The sequence below is a fragment of the Acinetobacter terrestris genome (assembly GCF_004331155.1).
GTDB classification, from domain to species: Bacteria; Pseudomonadota; Gammaproteobacteria; order Pseudomonadales; family Moraxellaceae; genus Acinetobacter; species Acinetobacter terrestris.
Genome location: NZ_SJNZ01000027.1, coordinates 23,879 through 48,043, shown reverse-complemented (window position 1 = coordinate 48,043; position 24,165 = coordinate 23,879). Strand labels below are relative to the sequence as shown.

Below are 24,165 nucleotides of genomic sequence, written 5' to 3'. Positions count from 1 at the left end.
TGATTTTCAAGGTTCAATGAGCAAACGTGGGGACTGTTACGATAATGCACCGATTGAAAGTTTCTGGGGCATACTCAAGAATGAATTAGTGCATCATTGCAACTATAAAACCAGAGATGAAGCTAAAGCAGATATTACAAAATACATTGTGTTATTTTATAATCAGCGAAGAATTCAAAAGAGTTTGGATTTTAAAACGCCAAATCAAATAGCAGAGAACTTTTATCGGTTAGCTGCCTAGCATATCCCAAGTGAAAGTCTCCTGCTAATTCAGCACATATCAGACATTTCACCTTATAAATCCTAAATTTTTTATTTTTCACCGACTGAATTTGACCATACCAAGTTGCCATTTGATATGATTTTCAATCTTCCTGCCCTTACTTGAGCTTGAGTTAAATTCGCAAATGATGATTGTAAAAGCGTCGTAGGATTGTTTTTCCCTAAACTGATACCTATCGAGTTATTATAAATATCCATAGAGCGTTCTGTTGCAGGCTGTCCAGTAGAACCGAACTCATGTGCATCACTCCATTTTTTTGCAAAATCGGCTCCCACATCTATTGTCATGCCAAAGTTCCAAACAGCATGTCTAAATGCATCACCATTTCCATTATGCATAACTGAACTAGTATTTACATATCTCGCTTTAGTAAGATCTATAGCAGTTTTGGCATTAGCAATACATAGTAAACCCTTAGCTCGGTTTGCATTATAAAGTGCTTGTTCTTGAGCATTTAGATAACCATTTATATATCCGTCCATATCGGTATATACAGAAGAAATTGTAGCTCTGGATGAGCGCCAAGGAGTTTGCACTACCTCTGTTTTCAATAAAGAATCGGCATATTCATTTAATTCAGCTTCACTAGCATTAGGATTTTTATTCTGAAATTCACGTAATTTTTCAGCAATATTATCAATTGAATTCGCAACAGAAGCATTATAGGTGATTACAGGTTCAGGAGAAGCAGTATTACTATCAGCAGCGTATAACTGGACTGTTATTAAAGACAAAGCAAGAATATAAGTTTTTTCATTTTTCAATAGTATCCTTTTAATTCGATTAATATTCCAATTTAGAATGTTTTCTGCCTTACAAAGTAATCTTTTGTTTATTTAATTTTTATAAGACTTATAAGATGAAATTAACTCATTGAGCCTAAAGCTTCATATAAGTATGAAACTTTATTACTCTAAAAAAATTTAGTAGGTCATGTTGGATTGCTTCAGTATGAGTCTTTATTTTTTTAGCTTAGGTCTTACTATGTAAAATCAAAGGGTTGAGAGTAACCCAGTATGATACTTTTTTACTCTCGCACAGTAATTAAAAAAATATATTTAAAAAGAGAGCCTTGGGTTCTCTTTTTTAATTTAAGGACGATATAAAAATGCCAGATCCATCAGATTTGGCATTGTTATTGCAAAACCAGTTTTGAACAGACATTCAATATAATCAGGCGATTTAATAGTGCAACTCGTTGAATTTAATCAAGCATCACTACAAGATGCCATTCGCTTTTTAAAGCACTGTGTGCAAATACCCAGCTGGTCAGCCGAGATTGCAGCCCAGCGTCCTTATGCATCCATTGAAGCGGTTATGCAGTCAGCCAAACAGCAGGCAGCGACCTGGACCTGGGAGGAAATTAAAGCGGCACTGGATAATCATCCACGTATTGGCGAGAAAAAAGCACAGGCTGAATTGAGTGAAATCGAAAAGAACTTTTCTAACCGTGAGCAATCCTCCATTACAGCGGATGAAGAAACCCAGCTTGCTTTACTCAAAGGCAATATTGCCTATGAAAAAAAATATGGCCACATTTTCCTGATTAAAGCCTCAGGACTCAGCAGCGAAGACGTACTGCAAGCGCTGAAATATCGTTTGGTCAATGATCCAGAAATTGAAAAACGTATTGTCCACAATCAATTGACGGAAATTGCCTTGCTAAGACTGTCTCAGGAGCTTCAGCCATGATCAGCACTCATATTTTAGATACCCATCTGGGTAAACCGGCGGCACAGGTCGCGATCAAACTTTTTTCCGAAGCGGGCACTTTACTGGGGGAAGCATTGACCAATACAGATGGCCGGGTGACCGATTTTGGTTTAACCGAATTTAAAGCAGGGGCTTATAGCCTTGAATTTGCCACCTCTGCTTATTTTCAAGGCTTGGGATTAGATACTTTCTTTCCCAAAGCCGTCATTCATTTCTATGTGAAAGATGCATCACAGCATTTTCATATTCCTTTGCTGATTAGCCCATTCGCATACTCCACATATCGCGGAAGCTGATTTCATTTTTGACTTTGAGGGAGAGAAAAAGAATGGCAGAACAAAGCAAAACAATTTCACCGGAACATGAATATTTAGGTGCTGGAAAAAGTGCAGCCTATGGTTTACAGCATGTATTGACCATGTACGGCGGTATTATTGCACCGCCTTTGATTGTGGGAACAGCAGCAGGTCTGGACGCCTATCAAATTGGCTTGCTGATTGCTGCTGCATTATTTGTCGGTGGTTTGGCCACCATTCTGCAAACCATTGGCGTGAAATATGTTGGAGCCAAATTGCCGCTGGTGCAAGGTGTGTCCTTTGCCGGTGTGGCGACAATGGTAGCGATTGTGACGACAGGTGGCGGCCTATCGGCAGTTTATGGCGCAGTCATCATTGCATCTTTAATGGGGTTCTTGCTTGCGCCTTATTTTTCCAAGATTATCCGCTTTTTCCCGCCTGTAGTGACGGGCTGTGTGATTACCGTGATTGGTCTGTCGTTGCTTCCGGTGGCGGTACGTTGGATGATGGGCGGTAACAGCAAAGCGCCAGAATGGGGCAGCATCGAAAATATTGGGCTGGCACTGATGACCTTATGCCTGGTGATTTGCTTGAATTTAAGCCGACATGCAGCTATCCGTCGCTTGTCAATTTTACTGGCGATTGTATTCGGCTCGGTATTGGCCTATTTATTTGGTTTTGGTGATTTCTCTAAAGTGGCAAGTGGTACATGGATACAAGTTCCAAGCTTCTTTACTTTTGGGCTACCGACTTTTGAATTGACCGCGATCATTTCCATGCTGATCGTGACTTTGGTGATCATGACTGAAACCACGGCTGATATTATCGCGGTCGGGGAAATTGTCGGAACAAAAGTCGACTCGGAACGTATTTCCAATGGTCTACGTGCCGATATGTTGTCGAGTGCTGTTGCACCTATTTTTGGATCGTTCATGCAAAGTGCGTTTGCACAAAATGTTGGCTTGGTTGCTATTACCGGGGTGAAAAGCCGTTTTGTGGTGGCAGCAGGCGGGATGATTTTAGTGGCCTTGGGTCTGCTCCCGATTATGGGGCGTTTAATTGCCGCCATTCCCGTTCCCGTATTGGGCGGTGCAGGTCTGGTGCTGTTTGGTACCGTGGCAGCGAGTGGGATCCGTACTCTGGCTAAAATTGATTACAACGAACAAAAAAACCTGATTATTGTGGCAACCGCAATTGCTGCAGGCATGATCCCGATTATTGATCATTCATTTTATGCCAACTTCCCCAAATGGGTGCAAACCTTATTCCACTCAGGTATTAGCTCTACCTGCTTGATGGCGATTATTCTTAATCTTCTGTTTAATCACCTGAATGTGTTTAAAGGCAATCCATCTGTCAGCTCTAAAGCAGCGGTGGATACACAGCATTAATTCTGTAGATGTTTACGCTACATTTAAGCCCATATCTATGGGCTTTTTTATACCAGAAATTAAAAAATTGGCTTCATTTTTGCTTAATTAATCTTGTAATTATCTTCTTTCTCTTGGGGCTAGGCTTTTATGAAATTAATACAATTATTAACTGCAACTGTATTGGCAACGACAGCCATTGGCGCGCAGGCAGCACCGATCTGGCAAGACTTCAGTATTTCAGGTCTGTATGGTAATGACTATGAACTGATTGCACGTGAAGATAAGCAGTCAACCGTGACCTTTGAATATACGGCAAAATTAAAATACGGTGATTTCTTTGGTTTTGCTGACCGTACCGACAATGACGTCAGTGGTAAAGAAACTTATTTTGAAGCTTCACCGCGTTTAAGCCTGGGCGCAGTCACAGGTCAAAAACTCGAGCTTGGACCGATTAAAGATGTTTTGCTGGCCACCACCTGGGAAGGAGGCACTGGTTTTAATAACTTCTTGTATGGTGTAGGTGTTGACTTGGCGATTCCTTATTTCCAGTATGCACAAGTGAATTTATACCGTGCAAATAATGACTCGATTGATGATTACCAGTTGACCTTTGTATATGGTATCCCGCTGAAATTAGGTTCGGAAGATTTCTTGATTGATGGTTTCCTGGATTGGTCTACTGATGAAGGTGAAAATCACGCCAGTGAAATGAACTGGACTACACAATGGAAATGGAATCTAGGTAAACACATTTCTCCAGACACGCGCTTATATGTAGGTATTGAGCATTCAATCTGGAACAACAAATATAGCATTCCAGATGCGGATGAAAACAATGTCAGTGCTTTAGTGAAATATCATTTTTAAATACGCTACCTGTCAAGATATTTAAAAGCCCTTGTGAACAAGGGCTTTTTTATTTGCCTAATGATCTATACGAATTTTTTCTGGAAAAGAATAAACATCACAGTTCGGTCCGGTGCCTATCCGATCCACCACCACAAAGTCACTCGGTGCTTCAAGGGTGAGCAAAGGATGATGCCATGTCCCGGCACGATAATTCACGCCTTGTGAACCATCCGTAATAAATGCCTGAATCTGGTTCAGATCCGGCCTTTCATGATCCAGACCCGGCGCGACCACAATTAAAAACTGTTGTCCCTGCATCGGAATAAAAGCTTGTGAACCGAGGGGATGTCTTTCCAGCATTGAAATTTCAAAAGGAATTTCAGTGATTTGAATATTCTTAAAAATGCTCAGCCCAACTTTTGCATCGGTTTGTGCTTCAGCCAAAGCATGATAACGCTCGGTATGTTGGTCATTGATATGAAAAAAGTCATTGCCTTTACAGGCAATGACTTCGCCAAAAGACGCAAAACTTTCCGCATCTAAAGGCTGTATTTTTATCGTTTGCATGGTCATAGTATTCATATCGATTAAGTGACTTTAGCCCATAAGCGAATCCGGCTGATCCCGCCGTCAGGAATCATGTTGACACGGATATGGGAAATTTTTTCCTGCTCTAAGATTTCCTCGACAAAAGTATGAATATGGTCCATTTGCATCTCTTGGGCTTCTAGCAGGAAAGGCCAGAACATGCTTTGCGGAATCAGCTGCTGGTCTGTTGCATCTTCTACGTAAATCGCCTGAATGGATACCTGTGCAGGAAAGTTCCCTTTAAAATGGGCAGTATCGATGTCAATTTTTTCAATATGGCTACTTCGACCCAAAGCCAGAATACACCAGTCAAAACCAGGCGCACGGCGACGTTTGGTTTCCCAGCCATCGCCCATATTTATGCCACGACCCGGATTAATCAGATTGCGTGGATGACCAAAATGCGCATCACTATAAGCAATCACGCGGCCACCGTTTTCTAAAGCCAATAAATCCAGAGTTTGAGTGCTATCTTTTACTTGAATTTGCACCTCACCATAGACTCTAAAACGTGCCACACCGCCATCTGGATAAATATTTAAACGGATATGGGTAAACACCTGTTCGGTATCAATATTAAAAATATGATGGTCACTTGGGCCGAGAAGGCTATTTTTTAAAATATTTTGCCATTCTATATGACCCAGTTCTCCATCTGGTGCATAGCATGCTTCTACAGCAGCAGAAGCGGGATAGTTTCCTGTAAAGAAAGTGGTATCGATATCCAGGGCTTTAATTTTGCCTGCCACGCCGAGTTTAATAATGGCCCAGTCATAACCTGCATGGCGTTTACGGCGGGTTTCCCAGCCGTCCATCCATTTGCCATGTTGATCAAATTTGTCTTCTACAAATACTGGAGCAGTGAATTGCAACATGCGTTTTGCTTCAGCAAAAAAATCATCCGAACAATCAATAATTTCTGCACCAATTCGGTCATCTGCCAAATTCGTCAGTTGCTGTATATAGGAAGGAACATCAAAAATTGGTGCAAACAAAGTTGCCATAAATATCTTCCATTAACTTTATTAATCAAATGAATAGACTTGTTTTGTTGGCTGATCCATTTTGAACAATTGATAAAAACAAGCTTTTACATATGTTTAGAAGCACAGCGTGTGCCAACTTTTGAAATTTTTAACTGCGTTATCGAAAAAATGGCACGTTTTTAGCATTTTGTGGTGCAGAGACTTAAATATACAAAAGGAGTTATAGATGGAAATTACAATTATTGGTGCAGGTATGGGCGGTTTGACCACAGGAATTGCACTAAAAAAGTTTGGACATCAAGTCACCATCTATGAGCAAGCAGAACAAATCTTGGCGATGGGAGCAGCCATCTCTTTATGGTCAAATGGGGTTAAATGTTTAAATTATCTAGGATTAACGGATCAGGTCGCGAAGCTTGGCGGGCAAATGGACTACTTGGCCTATATGGATGGGTTAACCGGTGACGTGATGACACAGTTCAGCTTGCATCCCCTCATAGCAGAAGTTGGACAACGTCCATATCCGGTGTCGCGTTCAGATTTACAAAATATGCTGATGGATGAGTTCGGCCGTGAAAATATTCATCTGGGCAAAAAAATGCTGTCTTTTACAGAAGCCAATGATGTAGTCACCGTACAATTTGCGGATGGGACGCAAGTACAAACCCAACTCTTGGTCGGTGCAGATGGCACCCATTCGATTACCCGGGCGTATGTATTGGGCGAACAGGTTGAGCGCCGTTATGCCGGTTATGTCAACTGGAATGGTTTAGTTGAAATTTCAGAGGATTATGCACCTGCTGATCAATGGACCACCTATGTCGGTGAGGGCAAGCGTGTCTCGTTAATGCCAGTGGCCGATCATCGTTTCTATTTTTTCTTTGATGTCCCTTTAGCTGTGGGCCTAGAGAATAATCGTAGTCATTATAAAGCGTTGTTAAAAGAATATTTCACAGGATGGTGTCCACAAGTTCAGAAACTCATTGACCATATCAATGAGCAAACAACCAATCGTGTGGAAATTCATGACATTGAACCGTTTGCACAATTTTATAAAGGGCGTGTGGTGATTGTCGGTGATGCTGCGCACAGTACCACGCCGGATATTGGCCAAGGTGGCTGCCAGGCGATGGAAGATGCGATTTATTTATCTCGAGCTTTGCAAATTAACACCTTGGGCGTGGAGGACGCTTTACAGCGTTATCAAAACAAACGTAATGAACGTGCCAATGAATTGGTGCTGCGTGCACGTAAACGTTGCGATGTGACGCATATGAAAGATGAGCAGATCACCAGAGAATGGTATGAAGAACTCCGTAAAGAGCAGGGGCCGCATATCATGAAAGGCATTATCAGTAATATTGTCGGTAATCCACTGGATTGATCTTTAGTTGAACCGATTAGCTGAAAAGCCTTCGCCATGAAGGTTTTTTATGCGCACAGGCCATAAAAACTTTAATCCTTAAAACCTTTTTGAAAAATGATTCGTTAATTCAGCGATGAAGGAGTAAATTACTTGCATTTTATAGCTTTAATAAGGGCAGGTAATGGCATCCACATGGATTCTGTTTACGCTGATGGCTGCATTTATGCAGGCTTGGCGTAATGCATTTCAAAAGCAGCTGAGTACCACTGTTGATGTTTATGGCGTAACGCTGGCGCGGTTTCTTTTCGGTTTTCCGCTGGCCATTCTTTATCTGACCTTTCTGCATTATAGCCAGTCCATACCACTCACACTTAGCTTTACCCCGCGTTATGCCCTTTACATTGTCATTGCCGGGATCAGCCAGATTGCTGCAACGGCATTAATGGTGCAATTATTTAAACAAAAAAACTATGCTATTGGTGTCGGTCTGGCCAAGAGTGAAGCCATTTTAGCAGCGCTGATTGGTGCATCCTTGCTGAGTGACCATCTGAGTGCACTGGGCTGGTTCGGGGTGGCTTTAGGTGGTTTGGCCGTCTTTTTACTCAGTAAAGGGCCCAGAGCAGAAAAGCTTTCCCTAGCGACATTATGGATTGGTATAGGCAGCGGCCTGTGCTTTGCCATTACCTCTCTGCTGGTTCGTGAAGCCAGTCTGGAATTGCCGCAACTGCCATTTATTCATCGGGCAGCCTGGGTATTGATCAGCATCATCGGCTTTCAATGTATCAGTATGCTGATGTACTTGAGTTTATTCAGCCGCCAGACCTTAAAGGCCATGTGGGCAAGATTGGGCTTAACCTTCAAAGTCAGTCTGTGCAGTTTTATTGCCTCCTTGGGATGGTTCACTGCCATGAGCATGCAGTCTGTGGCGATTGTAAAAACCTTGGGACAGATTGAAATCCTGTTTAGTCTGTTAATTTCTGCTTACTTTTTTAAGGAAAAACTTGCCAGGGCAGAACATTGGGGATTATTACTGGTGATTATTGCTGCAATACTGGTCATCTGGGCTTAATTATCATGAATCCCTGAAAAACATATCATATCTAATAATGATTTCAGAAATAACCACTAAATTTTGAGCATTAAAAGTTTCATCAATAAGGCGAATGGATGTTTGCCCTAAAGCAACCAATTCAACGATTTTCCCCTCTGAAATGACCATGCCACCACGTGCATCGTTTGTATTTTCAGTAAAAATAGCCAGTGGTTGTTTAATCCAAATAGTCGACATCACCTTGCCTTAACAATTGAAATTTCAATCAAAATAGCAAGAGCCATACCAATAACGGGTTTAGGCACAGAAAACATCTTTAACCTTGGTTTTTAAGTCTTCCATTTGTTCAATAATATTTTTAATCATCAGCTGGGAAACGCGTGAAATTTGTCGTTTCGGCGCAACACACAGCGCAATGGTCAGCGGATGCAGTCCTTTGTCCAAAATAGGCTTAAAGATTAATTCCTCACGCTCAAGCTCAGGAAAAACGTCCAGATAACTTAAAATACCGATGCCGGTATTGGCTTTGATTAAGTTATTCATCAGGCGAATATCATTCGATTCCGTTTTACGTGCAGGGGTAAATTTATGATGTTTATACATGGCTTGCACATAGTCATGAATAATCAGGGGTTCTGCGGGAATAAAATGGTTGTCATTTAAGGTATCTGAAAAATAAATCTTTTCGGCTTCTGCAAGCGGATGCGATTTGCCCATCACAAAACCTAAAGGCAATTCTAGAAAATGCACCACTTCAAGGTGTTGATGGGCTTTGGGATTGAGGATTAAACCAAAATCCAATTCTGCATCGATGATCTTCCTGGCGATCACCTCACTGTCTGCGACTCGAATATTAAAATTGATCCATGGATAGTTTTGATACATGTATTGCACCGACTGCATGACAAAACCATCACTTAAGGCAGAGATTAAGCCAAACTCAATGCTTCCACGTGTCAGCCCCTGAATTTCATCAAAACGGATCCGGGTTTGCTGGAATTCCTTTTGCCACTTCAAGACATCGGCATAGAGTAATTCACCGGCAAGGGTCAGTTTTAAGCCGCTCGGCAAACGCTCAAACAAAATAATGCCCAGCTCTTCTTCAGCCAAAGCAATTTGCCGATGTACCGCAGACACGGAAATAAATAATTGATCCGCGGCTTTGCGTAGGCTGCCCGTTTTCGCCACAGCGATAAAATATTCAGAAAATCGGGAAAAAGGCGTATTCATCAATTTAGTCAAAGCTTGCAACCCACTTTTATTCATATCAACATTTTAGATAAACGTCCTTATGCGAGTTTTATGCCAAATGATGATGTTTTATAGATAAATACATCCCCATAACATTGAAGTGTTCTAATTTTTAGAATGATTTATACCAAACATTCTAATAGACAGAATGATAAAAAATTAAGTAATTTCAATTACAAGCAAAGCCAAAATTGTATGAATATACAGTTTTAAGGCCGGTAAAAAGACATGACATCAAGAAATAATATAGGTCTGATATGAACGCAATTCCAGTCACCAATTTATTCAACAAGCCTTGTTATAGCCAGTTTGATGATCAGGACTGGGACATTCTGACACATCACTGGTATCCGGTTGCACGTATTCAGGACGTTTCGACCCAACCGCAACAAGTGACGCTGCTTGATGTCAAACTTGCACTGTACAAAACACAAAGTGGCGCTATTCAACTGGTTCGTGATCTCTGCCCGCACCGCGGTGTACCGTTAACCAAAGGCTGGGTATCGGGTGAAAATATTGTCTGTCCCTATCATGGCCTGCATTACAATGCTGAAGGGCAATGCATCAAAATTCCGGCACAACCTGAACTGACCAAGATTTCTGAACGCTTTTCCTTGACTAAATTTCCAGTAGTCGAAAAATATGGCTTAATCTGGACCAGCATTTTTAGCCGTGATGAATCGAAAGCCAATTTTCCTGAACTGGAGACCTGGGATACTGCAGGGCAGCAATCGATCTTACCGCCGTTTGTTGATATTGGCGGCTCCAGTGGCCGTCAGCTGGAAGGTTTTATTGATGTGGCGCATTTCGCTTGGGTGCATCAGGGTTCATTTGCTGATCGTGAAAATCAGGTGGTGCCCAAATATTCAACAGAACGGACTGAGTATGGTTTACATACCGAATATCTCAGTGATGTCAGCAACTATCCGCATGGTATGCAACATTTGGCGCCGGAAGGTTTCTTGTGGAAACGGGTATTTGATGTCTATCCGCCATTTTCTGCGGTGTTGACGGTACATTTTCCTGAACAAGGGCTGTTAAAAATCCTCAATGCCTGTTGTCCGATTTCTCATAATAAAACCCGTTTATTCGTGCCGCTGACACGCAACTTCGATACCACCGGTGATTTACAAGCCGTATATGACTTTAATGCACAAATTTTTGCGGAAGATCAGGACATGGTGGAAAGTCAAAAACCCGAAGAGTTACCCCTGGATATTTCCATGGAAGCGCATTTTGAAGCAGATCGCTCCTCAACCACCTACCGTCGAATATTAGCCGAGTGGGGCTTAAGCAAACGTTATATTGTTTAAGCTATTTTAATTTAATCAATATAAGTTAAAGCTTAAAATATAAATTCCAAATTTCATGATTCTAGGTTTTATAATTCTAAGCTTTGCAATTCTAAGCTTTATAATGCTGTATTTTATAATACCAGGTTTTTATCTTTATTATATTTTAAATTTCAGGATTATTTTAATTGAGCTGTCTAATAATAAATTCAGGCTAAAACCAGTAGAGGAAAATAAATAAAATGGATCGACCCAATCAAGCCCAAATCATCCAGTTTTTAAGCTTATCCAATGAGGTAGGACGAAGGGCGATGGCTTTGGGGCATCACCCTTTTGGTGCAGTCTTGGTGGCACCGGATCATCAAACCGTGCTGTTCACCCAGTGTAATATTGATACGGTAAATCATGCCGAGTCAACCTTGGCACGCATTGCCGCCAGTAATTATCCGGCCGAATATTTATGGCAATGTACCTTGTATACCGCGGTAGAGCCTTGCTGCATGTGCGCTGGAACGATTTATTGGGCCAATATTGGCCGCGTGGTGTATGGCATGACCGAACAACGGCTATTAGAATGTACGGGAAATCATCAGGAAAATCCGACCATGAGTGTCTCATCTGCTTATGTCTTTGCCCATGGTCAGAAAAATATTGATTTGATCGGTCCAGTTGCAGAAATTGAAGAACAAACAGCGGCATTACAACAGGCCTTCTGGACAGAACGCTAAATTATTTTAATCCCTCTGCCTGCATGATCTTATCCTTCTGTTCACGCAGAGGGATTTTTAATATTTGGGTTTTGTTGCTGAATATTGAAGTTATATATTAAATGTTCAAATTTAATGCATTTTATTTAAATGCACCAATGATAAGCATATTTAAAAAATAAATCTTTTAAAATAAATATCACTTTCCATAGAATGCAAAAATATAAATTCAAGACCTCTAAATTTAATATAGAAATGCCTCATTTAATGTTTAAAACAAAAGTATTTTATTTAAACCGCATCTATTTATTATTTTTTCCAAAAGTTGGAATAGTTATTGCTAATTATATAAATGAACAGACTGAGCTCATTCGAGTGAGGCCATTTTAAAGGCGTGTGTCAGCGGACACAGAGAACAGCAAGAGCAGACCATAATGAAAGAAAAAAATGCATTCAAAACAGGGTTTAAAAAATTAGTCGGGGGGTTAATGGCGAGCGGTGCGATGAGCATTGTGGCCCTAACCAATGTTCAAGCCCAAGATAAAGCCGCGTTTGTCTATATTGGCCCAACCAGTGACCATGGCTGGACCTATTCGCATGACCAGGGGCGTATTAAAACTGAAAAAGCACTCGCTGGAAAATATAAAACCTCCTATATCGAAAATGTACCGGAAACGGCAGATGCTGAACGTGTGATCCGTAACTTGGCGCAGCAAGGCAACAAGGTGATTTTTGCCACCTCGTTCGGTTATATGAATGCGATGGAAAAGGTATCCAAGCAATTTCCAAATACGGTGTTTATGCATGCAACCGGTTATAAGCAGGGGAAAAATTTAGGCGTATATGACGTCCGTACCTATGAAGGCGCTTATATGCTGGGTGTGGTCGCCGGTCATAAAACCAAAAAAAATGTACTCGGTGTGGTGGCATCTTTCCCGATCCCTGAGGTGGTACGCAACATCAATGCCTACACTTTGGGCGCGCAAAGTGTCAATCCAAAAATTAAAACCAAAGTGATCTGGGTGAATTCCTGGTTTAACCCGGGCAAAGAACGTGATGCTGCCTTGGCATTGATTGCCCAAGGTGCCGATGTACTGATGCAAAATACCGACTCTCCAGCTGTGGTGCAGGCAGCAGAACAAAAAGGCGTCTATGCCTTTGGCTGGGATTCTGACATGAGCAAATTTGGCCCGAAAGCCCATCTTGCAGCCTCGGTTTTACATTGGGAAAAAATTTATAGCCCGGTAATGACCCAGATCAGCAACAAAACCTGGAAACCCAGTTCAATGTGGTATGGCGTAAAACAAAAAGCGGTGGATATTGAGAGCTTTGGCCCGTCGGTACCGGCCGCGGCAAAAACCAAGGCCTTAAGCGTTCGTGACGCCATTCAAAAAGGTAGCTTACATCCCTTTTCTGGTCCAATTTACAAACAGGATGGCGCATTGCTTCTGGCTAAAGGCAAATCATTGGATGATGCGGCTTTAAGCAAAATGAACTATTACGTTAAAGGCGTAGAAGGGGCATTGCCGAAGTAGCGGGGGCGAGATTCAGCAATGAAATGACCTTGAATTCACGCGATTGATTTTATTTTTCATCCATCTGAATGCATAACGCAGTTCAGGTGGATGCCACATATCGCAGCATTAAATAGAGTGCCCATGATGACTCATCCACACGATCTATCTGCTCATACGCGAGAGATGAACCCAGGATCTGCTTCGAGTGTAGCGCGTTTACAGCTGATCAATATCTGCAAAAGCTACAATTCATTGAAAGCGAATGACCAGATACATTTAACCGTTCAACCCGGACAGATTCACGCCATCCTGGGTGAAAACGGTGCCGGAAAAAGTACCCTGATGAAAATCATTTATGGGGCAACCCAGGCCAATCAGGGACAAATGCTCTGGAACGGTAAAGAAGTCAAAATTGACAATCCGTCGATGGCGAGAAAACTGGGTATTGGCATGGTCTATCAGCATTTTTCTTTGTTTGAAACCCTGACTGTGGTGGAAAATATTTCACTGGGTTTGGATGAAAAAATTGATTTAGCCCTGCTCAGTCAAAAAATTACTGAAGTCTCTGAACAATACGGTTTACCGGTCGATCCACGGCGTGAGGTATATTCCCTGTCGGTGGGGGAGCGTCAGCGCGTCGAGATTATTCGCTGTCTATTACAAAATCCCGCTTTAATTATTCTAGATGAACCGACCTCAGTATTGACGCCACAAGCGGTACGTCAACTGTTTAAAACTTTACGCTTATTGGCCTCCCAAGGGGTTTCGATTTTATATATCAGCCACAAGTTGCATGAAATTAAAGAACTCTGTGATGAAGCGACCATTTTGCGTAATGGCCGTGTCAGTGGACATGTCGATCCCAAAGACAACAGCACCAGTGATTTAGCGCGCTTGATGATTGGCCGTGATTTACCGAGCTATGTCCGCCAAGACTATCAAGGGGCAGAGCAGGTGTTATTCCAGATTGAAAGTTTACATGCCGAATCCGATGATCCTTTTGGCGTGTCACTGAAAAATATCAATTTAAGCATTCAGGCCGGCGAAATTGTTGGTATTGCCGGTATTTCGGGCAATGGTCAAGCCGAACTGCTGTCTTTGCTGTCTGGTGAACAGCGGCTGAAAACAGGAAAAATCCGTTTAGCACAGCAGGATATTTCAAGCCTAAGCGCAGGGCAGCGCCGCGACCTAGGACTGGGCTTTGTTCCTGAAGAACGGCTTGGACGCGGTGCAGTACCGAATATGACCCTGTCACAAAATGCCTTACTGACGGCTTTTCGCCAGGGATTCACCCGTTGGGGACTGATTAAATTTGACCCATGCAAAGCCTTTGCCGAGCAATGTATCGAAAAATTTGGCGTCAAAGCCAGTGGTGCGGAGGCCGAAGCACGTTCCTTATCCGGTGGAAATTTACAAAAATTTATTGTCGGCCGTGAAATTCTACAAAATCCAAAAATCCTGATTGTGGCGCAGCCGACATGGGGCGTGGATGTTGGCGCCTCGATGTTTATCCGGCAAACCCTGATTGATTTATCACGTCAGGGCGTTGCCATTTTGGTGATTTCAGAAGAACTCGAAGAACTGTTTGAAATGAGTGACCGGCTGTGCGTGTTAGCCAATGGCGAGTTATCTGAACTGGTCAACACTGATCAGACCAATGCGGAAAATATCGGGGTGCTGATGTCGGGAATCCATCGCCCGCTGACAGCAGAACACAGCGCACAGGAGCAAATTCATGCTTAACACGCTTTTAGTCTCTATTGAGGTCTACAGGAGGATGCAATGCATTTATTAGAACCGCGTGAACATCCATCTAAAATGATGAAGTGGCTTTCTCCTGTGATTGCACTTGTGGCCATGCTGATTGTCGGCAGCATTTTATTTTTAATGTTGGGCGTCGAGCCTGGCAAAGCCATGTACATCTTTTTTATTGAACCGCTGGCATCTGGGTATGGCTGGAGCGAATTGGCGGTTAAAGCCGGTCCTTTAATTTTGATTGCCTTGGGTCTGGCGGTTGGCTTTCGGGCCAAATTATTCAATATTGGGGCCGAAGGTCAGCTCACCATGGGCGCAATTTTTGGCGGGGGTATTGCCATTTTATTCCACGAGCAAATGGGTGGATGGATTTTACCCCTAATGGTACTGATGGGTGCATTGGGCGGGGCATTCTGGGGCGCGATTCCTGCCTTGCTGAAAACCCACTTTAATGCCGAAGAAACCCTGACCACCTTAATGATGAACTATATCGCGCTGTTTGTGCTGCTGTACTTGGTCAATGGACCCTGGCGTGATCCCGATGGGATGAATTTTCCACAATCGGTGATGTTTAATGACAGTGCCACGCTGCCGTTGATTATGGAAGGGACCCGCATTAACGCGTCACTTTTTATCACGCTTTTTGCCGTCGTGCTGTTTTGGGTGTTTATGCGCAAGAGCCTGACCGCTTATAAACTGGAAGTCAGCGGTCAGGCGCCTTTGGCGGCAAAATATGCCGGTTTTTCATCCTCAAAAGCCATTTGGATGAGTCTGGTGATTTCCGGCACCATGGCAGGCATTGCCGGTATTTGTGAAGTCGCTGGCCCGATTGGACAACTGAATCCGAATCTGTCACCGGGTTATGGCTATGCAGCCATCATTGTGGCGTATTTGGGTCGTCTGAATCCGCTGGGCATTGTGCTGTCCGGCTGCTTTATGGCGCTGATTTATTTGGGCGGGGAAATGGCACAAATGCAACTGCAACTACCGGTGGCGATTACCGGCATTTTCCAGGGCTTATTGTTGTTCTTTCTGTTGGCGTCTGACGCCCTGATTGAAAACCGTTACCGTTTTGCCAAAAAAACGCTGCCGCCTGAGCCAGTCGCAGCGACCAGCCCTTAACCCAATGTTGTCTACAGTAAAAGGAAGCATGATATGGCTTTAGAATTAACCGCAATCCTTGCAGGTACTGTTGCCGCAGCAACACCGCTGATTTTTGCCGGTTTGGGGGAATTGGTCACGCAGCGTAGCGGTGTGATTAATCTTGGGGTTGAAGGCATGATGCTGGTCGGTGCCATTGCCGGTTTTGCCTTTGCTGCACAATACGATGCCAGCGTATTTAGCGCGCTGCTGATCGGTGGTTTGGCGGGCATGTTGATGGCACTGATCTTCGCCTTTTTCACCCTGTCGTTAAGCACCAACCAGTCGGCTTGCGGCCTGGCTTTAACCATTTTTGGTTTGGGGATTTCCGCATTTTTGGGGCAGAACTATGTTAGTACCGCACTACCGGGGCTAGCCAATTTTAATATTCCACTGCTGGCCGATATTCCGGTACTTGGCCCGATTTTATTCCAACAAAACTATGTGGTGTATCTGTCGATTTTGGCATTTTTTGCCGTGTGGTTTGTCTTGGCCAAAACCCGTTTGGGTTTACTGCTTAAAGCAGTTGGTGAATCACCGGAAAGTGCGCATGCCATGGGTTATCACGTGTTGGCGATTCGTTATGGCGCAGTTCTTTTTGGCGGCATGATGGCGGGTATTGGCGGGGCATTTTTATCGACGGTCTATACCCCGATGTGGATTGAAAATATGGTTGCCGGACGTGGCTGGATTGCCATTGCCCTGGTGGTGTTTGCGGTGTGGAAACCCACCCGTTTAATACTCGGTGCCTACCTGTTTGGCGGTGTAACCATTTTGCAATTTCACGCGCAGGCCTTGGGCATCAATGTACCGAATGAATTTCTTGCAGCATTGCCGTATTTAGCCACCATTGTGGTGTTGGTGATGATTTCACGCGATAAAAAATTACTCAAAATGAATTTACCTGCTTCTTTGGGCAAAACCTTCGTGCCCTAAGGGCATGCGCTAATGAATAAAACAGCATAGATTTGAGGACAAATAATGAAAATTTTAACCGCGGCCTATGTCCTGACCATGAATGTGCAGAACCAATGCATTCAAAATGGCGCTGTACTGATTGATGGCGACACAATTAAAGCCGTAGACACACTGGCGCAGTTAAGCCAGCGCTATCCCGAGGTACTTATTGAGCATTATCCACAGACCCTGCTGATGCCGGGCTTGATCAATACCCATTGCCATTCCGGTTTCCTGCGCGGTACGGCTGAAGGCTTGGCGGTCTGGGACTGGTTACAGCAGTTTATTGACCCGATGCACCGCGTACTCAGCCCTGAAGATGCCAAAATTGCATCTTACTTGTGCTATGCCGAGGCGCTTTTGTCGGGGACCACCACCATAGTCGATATGTGGCGTTATATGGATGGCAGTGCCGAGGCGGCAAAAGACTTGGGGATTCGTGCCGTTCTTGTGCCCTATGTTGCGGAGCATCCGGATCACCATTATTTTGAAAGCTTAAAAAGCAATGAAGCCCTAATCAAGCGCTGGCATCAACAGGCTAATGGGCGAATTCAGGTCTGGGTCGGCTTGGAGCACCTGTTTTATGCCGAGAATTCAGCATTAAAACGCATTGAAAACCTGTGTCATGAGTATCAAACCGGTTTTCATACCCACAGCAACGAAAGCCAGTTTGATGTACAGGAAAATTTACGCCGCTCTGGCATGCGTCCAATTGAAAGTTTAGAAAAATTGGGACTGCTCGATGTACCGAAAACTTTATTGGCACATTGCGTTTGGGCGGATGCCAACGAGATTCAAATTTTAAAACAACATGCAGTGGGTGTGGCACATAACCCGATTTCCAATATGAAATTGGCCTCTGGCGCAGCGCCCATTGTTGAAATGCTGCGTCAGGGGATTGCGGTCGGTTTAGGCACCGATGGAGAAAAAGAAAACAATAATCTGGATATGTTTGAGGAAATGAAAACCGCTTCGTTATTGGCGAAACTCTCGAACCTGGATGCAGCCGCACTGGATGCCTGGTCGGTATGTCAGATGGCCACGATTACAGGGGCAAAGGCTTTGGGCATGCAGCATGACATCGGTTCGCTAGAAGTCGGCAAACAGGCAGACCTGATTGCAGTGAAACTGGATACCCCACGCATGACGCCGCTGATTGATCACGGTCGTTTATTTAATTTACACAGCAACCTCGTGCATGCGGTACAAGGACAAGATGTGTTGATGACTATGGTCGCAGGACAAGTCGTGGTGGGAAATGGCCGCCTGGTAAATGCCGATTTACAGGCCTTGATTGATCAAGTCAATCAAGCTGCGCCGCTATTGTTTAAGCGTCGTGATCAGTGGTTTGCCCAGCAAGGTCAAGCCGTCAATGAATTACAGCGTGAAGAATCTTAATATTCTATTAAAATCTGTTGACGCTATCTTTTATGCAACATCAATAGATCCTGCTTGCATAGAAAATCATAATGTAGTGGTACTTTGTCCTAAAAAAAATCTTTGTCAGTGGTAGACATACTAAACAATGGCTTTAGGACTGATTTTAAAATTTAGGCATAAAAAAGACTGGTTTGTCAGGAAGAGCCCGATTTAACCAGTCTTGATTTAAAAAAAGCGGACCGCCTAGGGAAAAGCCTAATAAGGTCCGCTCTTTATGATTAATAATTTACTGTTAAAAATGGAACTAGTCAATTTGGGAATAAATTGACTAGTTCTGGTGCATTGATTTTTACAACGCTCTTAAATGCATGCTTTTTGAAGCAAAACAGTATGACTAAAACAAAAAATCGTATTACCAAGTTGGCACAGCCTTTGCTTTATCTATGACATGAAAAAAGTGATCTAGGGTTCCGGTACATTTTCAAAAGTTAGAAAATCGTATGCCTGAGACCGAGAGTTCACGGCCTGTTTTTTATAAAAAATAGAGCTACACGGAGGGATAAAAGCCCGGGAGGTCATGCCAACAACCGAAGAGGTAACCGCAATGGGCTTAAGCAACTATCATAATAATCAGATACTCTGGACTGAGGTTTTGCCTGGAGGGCATCATTGGTCGGGACGCATTCAAAAAGGTGCGCTGCTGCAATTTAAAGCACGCTCTGCCCATGCCAATGTATCGCTGTTCTGTGTCAATGCTGATGACAAGCTGGAACGCTTTAACATGCCAGACAGCCTGAAAGGTCAACACACCGCATTTTTAAGCACGGGCAATGTGCTGTATTCAGATTTGGGACGTGTCATGGCCTCTATTGTCACTGATGAGCATGGTTGGAATGACACGCTTTGCGGTGCTTCGCGTCCTGAACAAATTAAAAAACAATTTGGAACACGTACCTTTCAAGATGCCCGCAATCAGATGTACCAAAGCGGTGTGGATGGTTTATTGGTGGAAATGGCGAAATTTTCCTTAAACCAAAGTGATCTCAGCGCCACCGTGAATCTTTTCTCTAAAGTTGCCCCAGATGCTACGGGCAAGCTGTCTTATGCCAGTGCAGATAACAGTGATCAAATTGTAGAACTGCGTTTTGAAATGGACTGTCTGCTGTTTCTGTCAGCCGCGCCACATGCTTTGGATTCAAGTGCGAGCTACAGTCCTGCAGATATTCAATTGTCTTTATTCAAAGCCAATCCTTTAAGTGAAAGCGATATTTGTCGTGATGCCTGTCCGCAAAACCAGCGTGCATTTGCCAACAATGCCCGTTACTACGCGCTAAGCAGCATCTAAGATCAGGAGAAGCATCATGACGGTACTACAAAATTTTGAAAAAACAGTATTAAGCGAAGTCTGCCCTGCGGGTGAAGCATGGATGTGCGAAGTCAAAAAAGGCCAGTATTTCCGCATTATTGACTTAGAAGGCAACCAGGCGGTAGATACGCTATTTATCTCGGCAGAAAATCCGTCCGAGCGTTATAGCGCAACCGATACCTTGGCGATTAACCAATATATTTATCTGGAAAAAGGCACCACCTTATACAGCAACGTGGGTCGTCCGATGGCCATCATTCATGATGATAACTGCGGTCGCCATGACACTTTGGGCGGTGCATGTTCCTGTGAAAGCAATAGCGTACGTTATGCACATGAAACCTATCCGATGCACAGTTGCCGTAATAACTTTATGTATGCACTGGCAAAGCATCCCATTGCACAAAAACATGGCTTAAACGTGCGTCATATTGGACCGAACATTAATTTCTTTATGAATGTACCGGTGACTGCAGAAGGTGCGCTTAAATTTGAAGACGGTATTTCTGCACCGGGAAAATACGTTGAAATTCAGGCGGAAATGGATTTGATCGTGCTGATCTCCAACTGTCCACAACTGAATAACCCATGCAATGCCTACAACCCGACGCAAATCCAGTTAGTGGTTCGTGACGGTGAGGAAGCTTAAAATGAAAAATAATCCTATGCCTCAATTGACTAAAGTTTTAATTGCCAACCGTGGTGCCATCGCTTGCCGTGTCATTCGTAGTTTAAAAAAACTAGGCATTCAATCTGTTGCGGTTTATTCCGAAGCCGATCGTGATTCATTGCATGTGACACTGGCTGATGAAGCGGTGTATATCGGTGAAGCACCAGCCAGCCAAAGCTATTTAAACGTTGAAAAAATCCTGGAAGTGGCGAAACAAACCGGCGCACAAGCAATTCATCCGGGTTATGGTTTCTTGTCTGAAAATGCTGAATTTTGTGATTTATGTGAATCACAGGGAATCGCCTTTATTGGTCCAAATTCAAATCAGATGCGGGAGTTTGGTTTAAAGCACACCGCGCGTGAACTTGCGATTCAGGCCAATGTACCATTACTTCCGGGCAGTCAACTCTTGGCGGATGAAGCAGAAGCGTTAACCGAAGCGGCGCGTATTGGTTATCCGCTGATGCTGAAAAGTACCGCAGGCGGTGGCGGAATCGGCATGCGTCTGGTCTGGAACGAAGCTGAACTGAAAGATGCCTATGTCACGGTATCTTATCTGGCCCAAGCCAATTTTAAAGATGCCGGATTGTATTTAGAGAAATTTGTCCAAAACGCACGCCATATTGAAGTGCAGATTTTTGGTGATGGTCACGGGAAAGTCTTGGCACTGGGTGAACGTGATTGTTCGGTGCAACGCCGTAACCAGAAAGTGATTGAGGAAACTCCGGCACCACATCTCAATGACGAACAACGTGATTATATTCAAAATGTGGCTATTCAATTGATGCAATCGGTGAACTACCGTTCTGCAGGGACAGTTGAATTCGTGATGGACACCGACACCCAGGAATTCTATTTCCTGGAAGTAAATACCCGTCTGCAAGTCGAACACGGCGTGACCGAGCAAGTCTTTGGCGTGGACTTGGTGGAATGGATGGTGACACTTGCCGCAGGTACGTGGGCTGCACCCACTGAAAAATTAGAATCCAAAGGTCATTCGATTCAGGTGCGTCTGTACGCGGAAGACCCGATTAAAAATTTCCAACCGAGCGCAGGTTTACTGACTTTTGTAGAGTTTGATGCCAACGCACGTAATGAAACCTGGGTCGAAACCGGTTCCAATGTCTCGTCATTCTATGACCCGATGATTGCCAAAATCATTGTGACAAGCGAGACCCGTGAATCTGCCATTCAAGCCATGACAGACACTTTGGCGAAAACCCAAGTTGCGGGCATCGAAACCAATCTTGAATATTTACAAAACATTGTTGCCGGTGAAGTATTTAAAGCCGGTACGCAGACCACACGCTTTTTAAATACCTTTGAGTGGAAAACCCAAAAGATTGAAGTGTTGCAAGCCGGTATTCAAACCGCTGTGCAAGATGTCACCGGACGACTCGGTTACTGGAATGTCGGTGTACCACCATCGGGAGCGATTGATCCACTGTCCTTAAATGTGGCGAACCAGCTTTTGGGCAATGCACCCAATACAGCAGGTCTGGAATGTACCTTACAAGGGCCAAGCCTGAAATTCCACTGTGACAGTCAAATTGTCATTACCGGTGGTGATATGCCATCGACCTTGGATGGCGTGGCGGTTGCCATGTGGCAGACCATCAACATTAAAAAAGGTCAGGTATTAAAATGTGGCAAAGTTAGCACCGGTTGCCGTAGTTATATCGGCATTAAAAGCGGTCTGAATGTCCCTGAATATTTAGGCTCTAAAGCGACTTTCACTTTAGGTCAGTTTGGCGGTCATGCAGGACGTAACTTGCTGATTGGCGATATGCTCCCAATCACAGCATATAGTTCAATTGAAACAGTCGCTTTAGCGCAAGATCAAGTTCCCACCTTCTCCCATGATTGGGAAATTGCGGTGATGTACGGCCCGCATGGCGCACCGGATTTCTTTACCAAACGCGACATTGATACTTTCTTTGCCCATACCTTTGAAATTCACTTTAACTCCAGCCGTACCGGTATCCGCCTGATTGGACCAAAACCGGAATGGGCACGTGAAGACGGCGGTGAAGCCGGTCTGCATCCATCCAATATTCATGACAATGCCTATGCCATTGGCGCAATCGACTTTACTGGCGATATGCCGATTATTCTCGGGCCAGACGGTCCAAGTTTGGGTGGGTTTGTCTGTCCTGCGGTGGTGATCAATTCTGAGCTTTGGAAACTGGGACAACTCAAAGCCGGTGACAAAGTCAAATTTGTGCCCGTCAGCTATCACCAAGCCAAAATTTTGAATGAAAAATATCATGCGATGTTAGAGGCAACGGATACAGCACAGGTCACATTTGATGAATCGTTCTATCCTGAACTGAGCACACTCAAAAATGCTGTTCTTGATACCTTAAAAGGCCAAGATGGCGCGCCTGATGTGGTGTATCGTCCTGCCGGCAACAACTATATGCTGGTGGAATATGGCGATCTGGTACTGGATCTGAATTTACGTTTCCGTATTCATGCCCTGATGCAATGGGTCAAAGATCAAAACATTCGCGGCATTATTGATCTAACTCCGGGCATTCGTTCGCTACAAATCCATTTTGATTCATTAAAACTCGATCAACTGGATTTATTGCGCTTATTGCAGGTCGCAGAAGCGGAATTACCTGATGTGACGGAAATGCAAGTGCCATCACGTACCGTGTATTTGCCGCTGGCTTGGGAAGATTCACAGACCCAACTGGCAACTGAGCGTTATGTACAAACTGTACGAAGTGACGCGCCGTGGTGTCCGGACAATATTGAATTTATCCGCCGTATTAATGGCCTGAAAGATAAACAGGCAGTAAAAGATGTAGTCTATAACGCCCATTATTTGGTGATGGGCTTGGGCGATGTGTATCTGGGTGCACCTGTGGCCACGCCGCTTGATCCACGTCAGCGTTTGGTGACCACCAAATATAATCCTGCGCGTACTTGGACCCCTGAAAATGCCGTCGGGATTGGCGGTGCCTATATGTGTGTTTATGGTATGGAAGGCCCGGGCGGATATCAGTTTGTTGGCCGTACCACACAAATGTGGTCACGCTACCGTAAAAACCCGGACTTTGAACAAGGCATGCCGTGGCTGTTACGTTTCTTTGACCAGATCAAGTTTTATGAAGTCTCTGAAGCTGAACTGATGCAGATGCGTGAGGACTTTAAAGCCGGTCGTTTAAAGCTGCGTATTGAAGAAGGTGTGTTGAACCTGAAAGAATACAATCAATTCTTAAAAGACAATAGCGATACCATTCACAGCTTTAAAAAAACCCAACAAGCCAATTTTGAAGCGGAGCGCCGTCGCTGGCATGAAGCAGGTTTGGCGGAGTATATGACTGAAAGCCTGGATGCTGTGGATGACGGTGAAGGTGTAGATATTCCCGAAGGTGGTTGTGCGGTGGAATCGCATATGCCGGGTTCTATTTGGAAGATTGAATGTGCATCGGGTGATATTGTGGAAGAAGGTGCAACGCTCGCCGTGATTGAAGCGATGAAGATTGAGATTCCAATTATTGCGCCTGAACGTATGCGTGTTGATGCCATTACCATTGAGAAAGGGCAAACGGTGAAAACAGGGCAGGTGTTGTTTACATTGGCGCCAGTGGCTTGATGTCCTAGATGTAAAAAA

The 24,165-nt window shown here is 43.9% G+C and carries 22 protein-coding genes and 1 riboswitch; of the genes, 17 read left to right on the top strand and 5 right to left on the bottom strand.

Annotated elements, in window-relative coordinates; translation table 11 throughout:
• Positions 1–241, top strand: a 241-nt coding sequence (locus E0H81_RS13450) for an IS3 family transposase (RefSeq protein ID WP_153905093.1), incomplete at its 5' end; no start/stop codon positions are given.
• A gap of 71 nt (positions 242–312) precedes the next feature.
• Here E0H81_RS13450 and E0H81_RS13445 read toward each other — a convergent pair.
• Complete coding sequence (locus E0H81_RS13445) at positions 313–1,047, bottom strand: DUF6973 domain-containing protein (protein WP_131319598.1); 735 nt, start codon at positions 1,045–1,047, stop codon at positions 313–315.
• 424 nt (positions 1,048–1,471) lie between these two features.
• On the opposite strand from E0H81_RS13445, the gene uraD reads away from it, so the two are divergent.
• The 4 genes from uraD to E0H81_RS13425 all read left to right on the top strand — a co-directional run bounded on the left by uraD (position 1,472) and on the right by E0H81_RS13425 (position 4,532).
• Complete coding sequence (gene uraD / locus E0H81_RS13440) at positions 1,472–1,975, top strand: 2-oxo-4-hydroxy-4-carboxy-5-ureidoimidazoline decarboxylase (protein WP_131319596.1); 504 nt, start codon at positions 1,472–1,474, stop codon at positions 1,973–1,975.
• Positions 1,972–2,292, top strand: coding sequence for a hydroxyisourate hydrolase (gene uraH, locus E0H81_RS13435; RefSeq protein WP_131319594.1), 321 nt, complete (start codon positions 1,972–1,974; stop codon positions 2,290–2,292). The genes uraD and uraH overlap by 4 nt, the downstream gene beginning before the upstream one ends.
• A gap of 32 nt (positions 2,293–2,324) precedes the next feature.
• Entirely contained in the window at positions 2,325–3,683 is a 1,359-nt protein-coding gene (locus E0H81_RS13430; protein ID WP_131319592.1) for a nucleobase:cation symporter-2 family protein, read from the top strand.
• A gap of 129 nt (positions 3,684–3,812) precedes the next feature.
• A complete protein-coding gene (locus E0H81_RS13425; RefSeq protein ID WP_131319590.1) occupies positions 3,813–4,532 on the top strand; it encodes an outer membrane protein OmpK in 720 nt (239 codons plus the stop codon).
• 57 nt (positions 4,533–4,589) lie between these two features.
• Here E0H81_RS13425 and E0H81_RS13420 read toward each other — a convergent pair whose 3' ends face one another.
• A complete protein-coding gene (locus tag E0H81_RS13420) occupies positions 4,590–5,087 on the bottom strand; it encodes an ureidoglycolate lyase (protein ID WP_131319588.1) in 498 nt (165 codons plus the stop codon).
• 14 nt (positions 5,088–5,101) lie between these two features.
• On the bottom strand, positions 5,102–6,106 hold the full coding sequence (gene alc, locus E0H81_RS13415) for an allantoicase (protein ID WP_131319586.1): 1,005 nt from the start codon (positions 6,104–6,106) through the stop codon (positions 5,102–5,104).
• A 208-nt stretch (positions 6,107–6,314) separates the two neighbouring features.
• Between alc and hpxO the strand changes: the two genes are divergently transcribed.
• Positions 6,315–7,472 (top strand): FAD-dependent urate hydroxylase HpxO, encoded by a 1,158-nt coding sequence (hpxO, locus tag E0H81_RS13410; protein ID WP_131319584.1) that lies wholly within the window; start codon positions 6,315–6,317, stop codon positions 7,470–7,472.
• Between the two features lie 163 nt (positions 7,473–7,635).
• A complete protein-coding gene (locus E0H81_RS13405) occupies positions 7,636–8,523 on the top strand; it encodes an EamA family transporter (protein WP_131319582.1) in 888 nt (295 codons plus the stop codon).
• 3 nt (positions 8,524–8,526) lie between these two features.
• On the opposite strand, the gene E0H81_RS16015 is transcribed toward E0H81_RS13405, so the two are convergent.
• The gene (locus E0H81_RS16015; protein WP_205677727.1) at positions 8,527–8,742 is read right to left on the bottom strand and encodes a hypothetical protein; all 216 of its coding nucleotides are present in this window, start codon (positions 8,740–8,742) and stop codon (positions 8,527–8,529) included.
• Between the two features lie 60 nt (positions 8,743–8,802).
• Positions 8,803–9,735: a LysR family transcriptional regulator gene (locus E0H81_RS13395; RefSeq protein ID WP_131319580.1), complete on the bottom strand. Its 933-nt coding sequence runs from the start codon at positions 9,733–9,735 to the stop codon at positions 8,803–8,805.
• 278 nt (positions 9,736–10,013) lie between these two features.
• On the opposite strand from E0H81_RS13395, the gene E0H81_RS13390 reads away from it, so the two are divergent.
• From E0H81_RS13390 to uca, 10 genes are all read left to right on the top strand, one after another.
• Positions 10,014–11,069 carry a Rieske 2Fe-2S domain-containing protein gene (locus E0H81_RS13390; RefSeq protein ID WP_131319578.1) on the top strand — a complete coding sequence of 352 codons (1,056 nt, stop codon included), beginning with the start codon at positions 10,014–10,016 and terminating at the stop codon, positions 11,067–11,069.
• A gap of 221 nt (positions 11,070–11,290) precedes the next feature.
• On the top strand, positions 11,291–11,776 hold the full coding sequence (locus E0H81_RS13385) for a nucleoside deaminase (protein WP_131319576.1): 486 nt from the start codon (positions 11,291–11,293) through the stop codon (positions 11,774–11,776).
• Positions 11,777–12,189: 413 nt separating this feature from the next.
• Positions 12,190–13,290 (top strand): BMP family ABC transporter substrate-binding protein, encoded by a 1,101-nt coding sequence (locus tag E0H81_RS13380; protein ID WP_131319574.1) that lies wholly within the window; start codon positions 12,190–12,192, stop codon positions 13,288–13,290.
• A 123-nt stretch (positions 13,291–13,413) separates the two neighbouring features.
• The gene (locus E0H81_RS13375; protein WP_171458598.1) at positions 13,414–15,015 is read left to right on the top strand and encodes an ABC transporter ATP-binding protein; all 1,602 of its coding nucleotides are present in this window, start codon (positions 13,414–13,416) and stop codon (positions 15,013–15,015) included.
• 39 nt (positions 15,016–15,054) lie between these two features.
• Positions 15,055–16,149: an ABC transporter permease gene (locus E0H81_RS13370; RefSeq protein WP_131319572.1), complete on the top strand. Its 1,095-nt coding sequence runs from the start codon at positions 15,055–15,057 to the stop codon at positions 16,147–16,149.
• A gap of 33 nt (positions 16,150–16,182) precedes the next feature.
• Positions 16,183–17,103 (top strand): ABC transporter permease, encoded by a 921-nt coding sequence (locus E0H81_RS13365; RefSeq protein ID WP_131319570.1) that lies wholly within the window; start codon positions 16,183–16,185, stop codon positions 17,101–17,103.
• A 45-nt stretch (positions 17,104–17,148) separates the two neighbouring features.
• Positions 17,149–18,522 (top strand): amidohydrolase family protein, encoded by a 1,374-nt coding sequence (locus tag E0H81_RS13360; protein ID WP_131319568.1) that lies wholly within the window; start codon positions 17,149–17,151, stop codon positions 18,520–18,522.
• 433 nt (positions 18,523–18,955) lie between these two features.
• A riboswitch (guanidine-I (ykkC/yxkD leader) is annotated at positions 18,956–19,080 on the top strand.
• 28 nt (positions 19,081–19,108) lie between these two features.
• Positions 19,109–19,849 carry an urea amidolyase associated protein UAAP1 gene (locus E0H81_RS13355; RefSeq protein ID WP_131269085.1) on the top strand — a complete coding sequence of 247 codons (741 nt, stop codon included), beginning with the start codon at positions 19,109–19,111 and terminating at the stop codon, positions 19,847–19,849.
• 16 nt (positions 19,850–19,865) lie between these two features.
• Positions 19,866–20,519: an urea amidolyase associated protein UAAP2 gene (locus E0H81_RS13350; RefSeq protein WP_131319566.1), complete on the top strand. Its 654-nt coding sequence runs from the start codon at positions 19,866–19,868 to the stop codon at positions 20,517–20,519.
• Between the two features lie 16 nt (positions 20,520–20,535).
• Entirely contained in the window at positions 20,536–24,147 is a 3,612-nt protein-coding gene (gene uca / locus E0H81_RS13345) for an urea carboxylase (protein WP_131319602.1), read from the top strand.
• Positions 24,148–24,165: the final 18 nt, after the last annotated feature.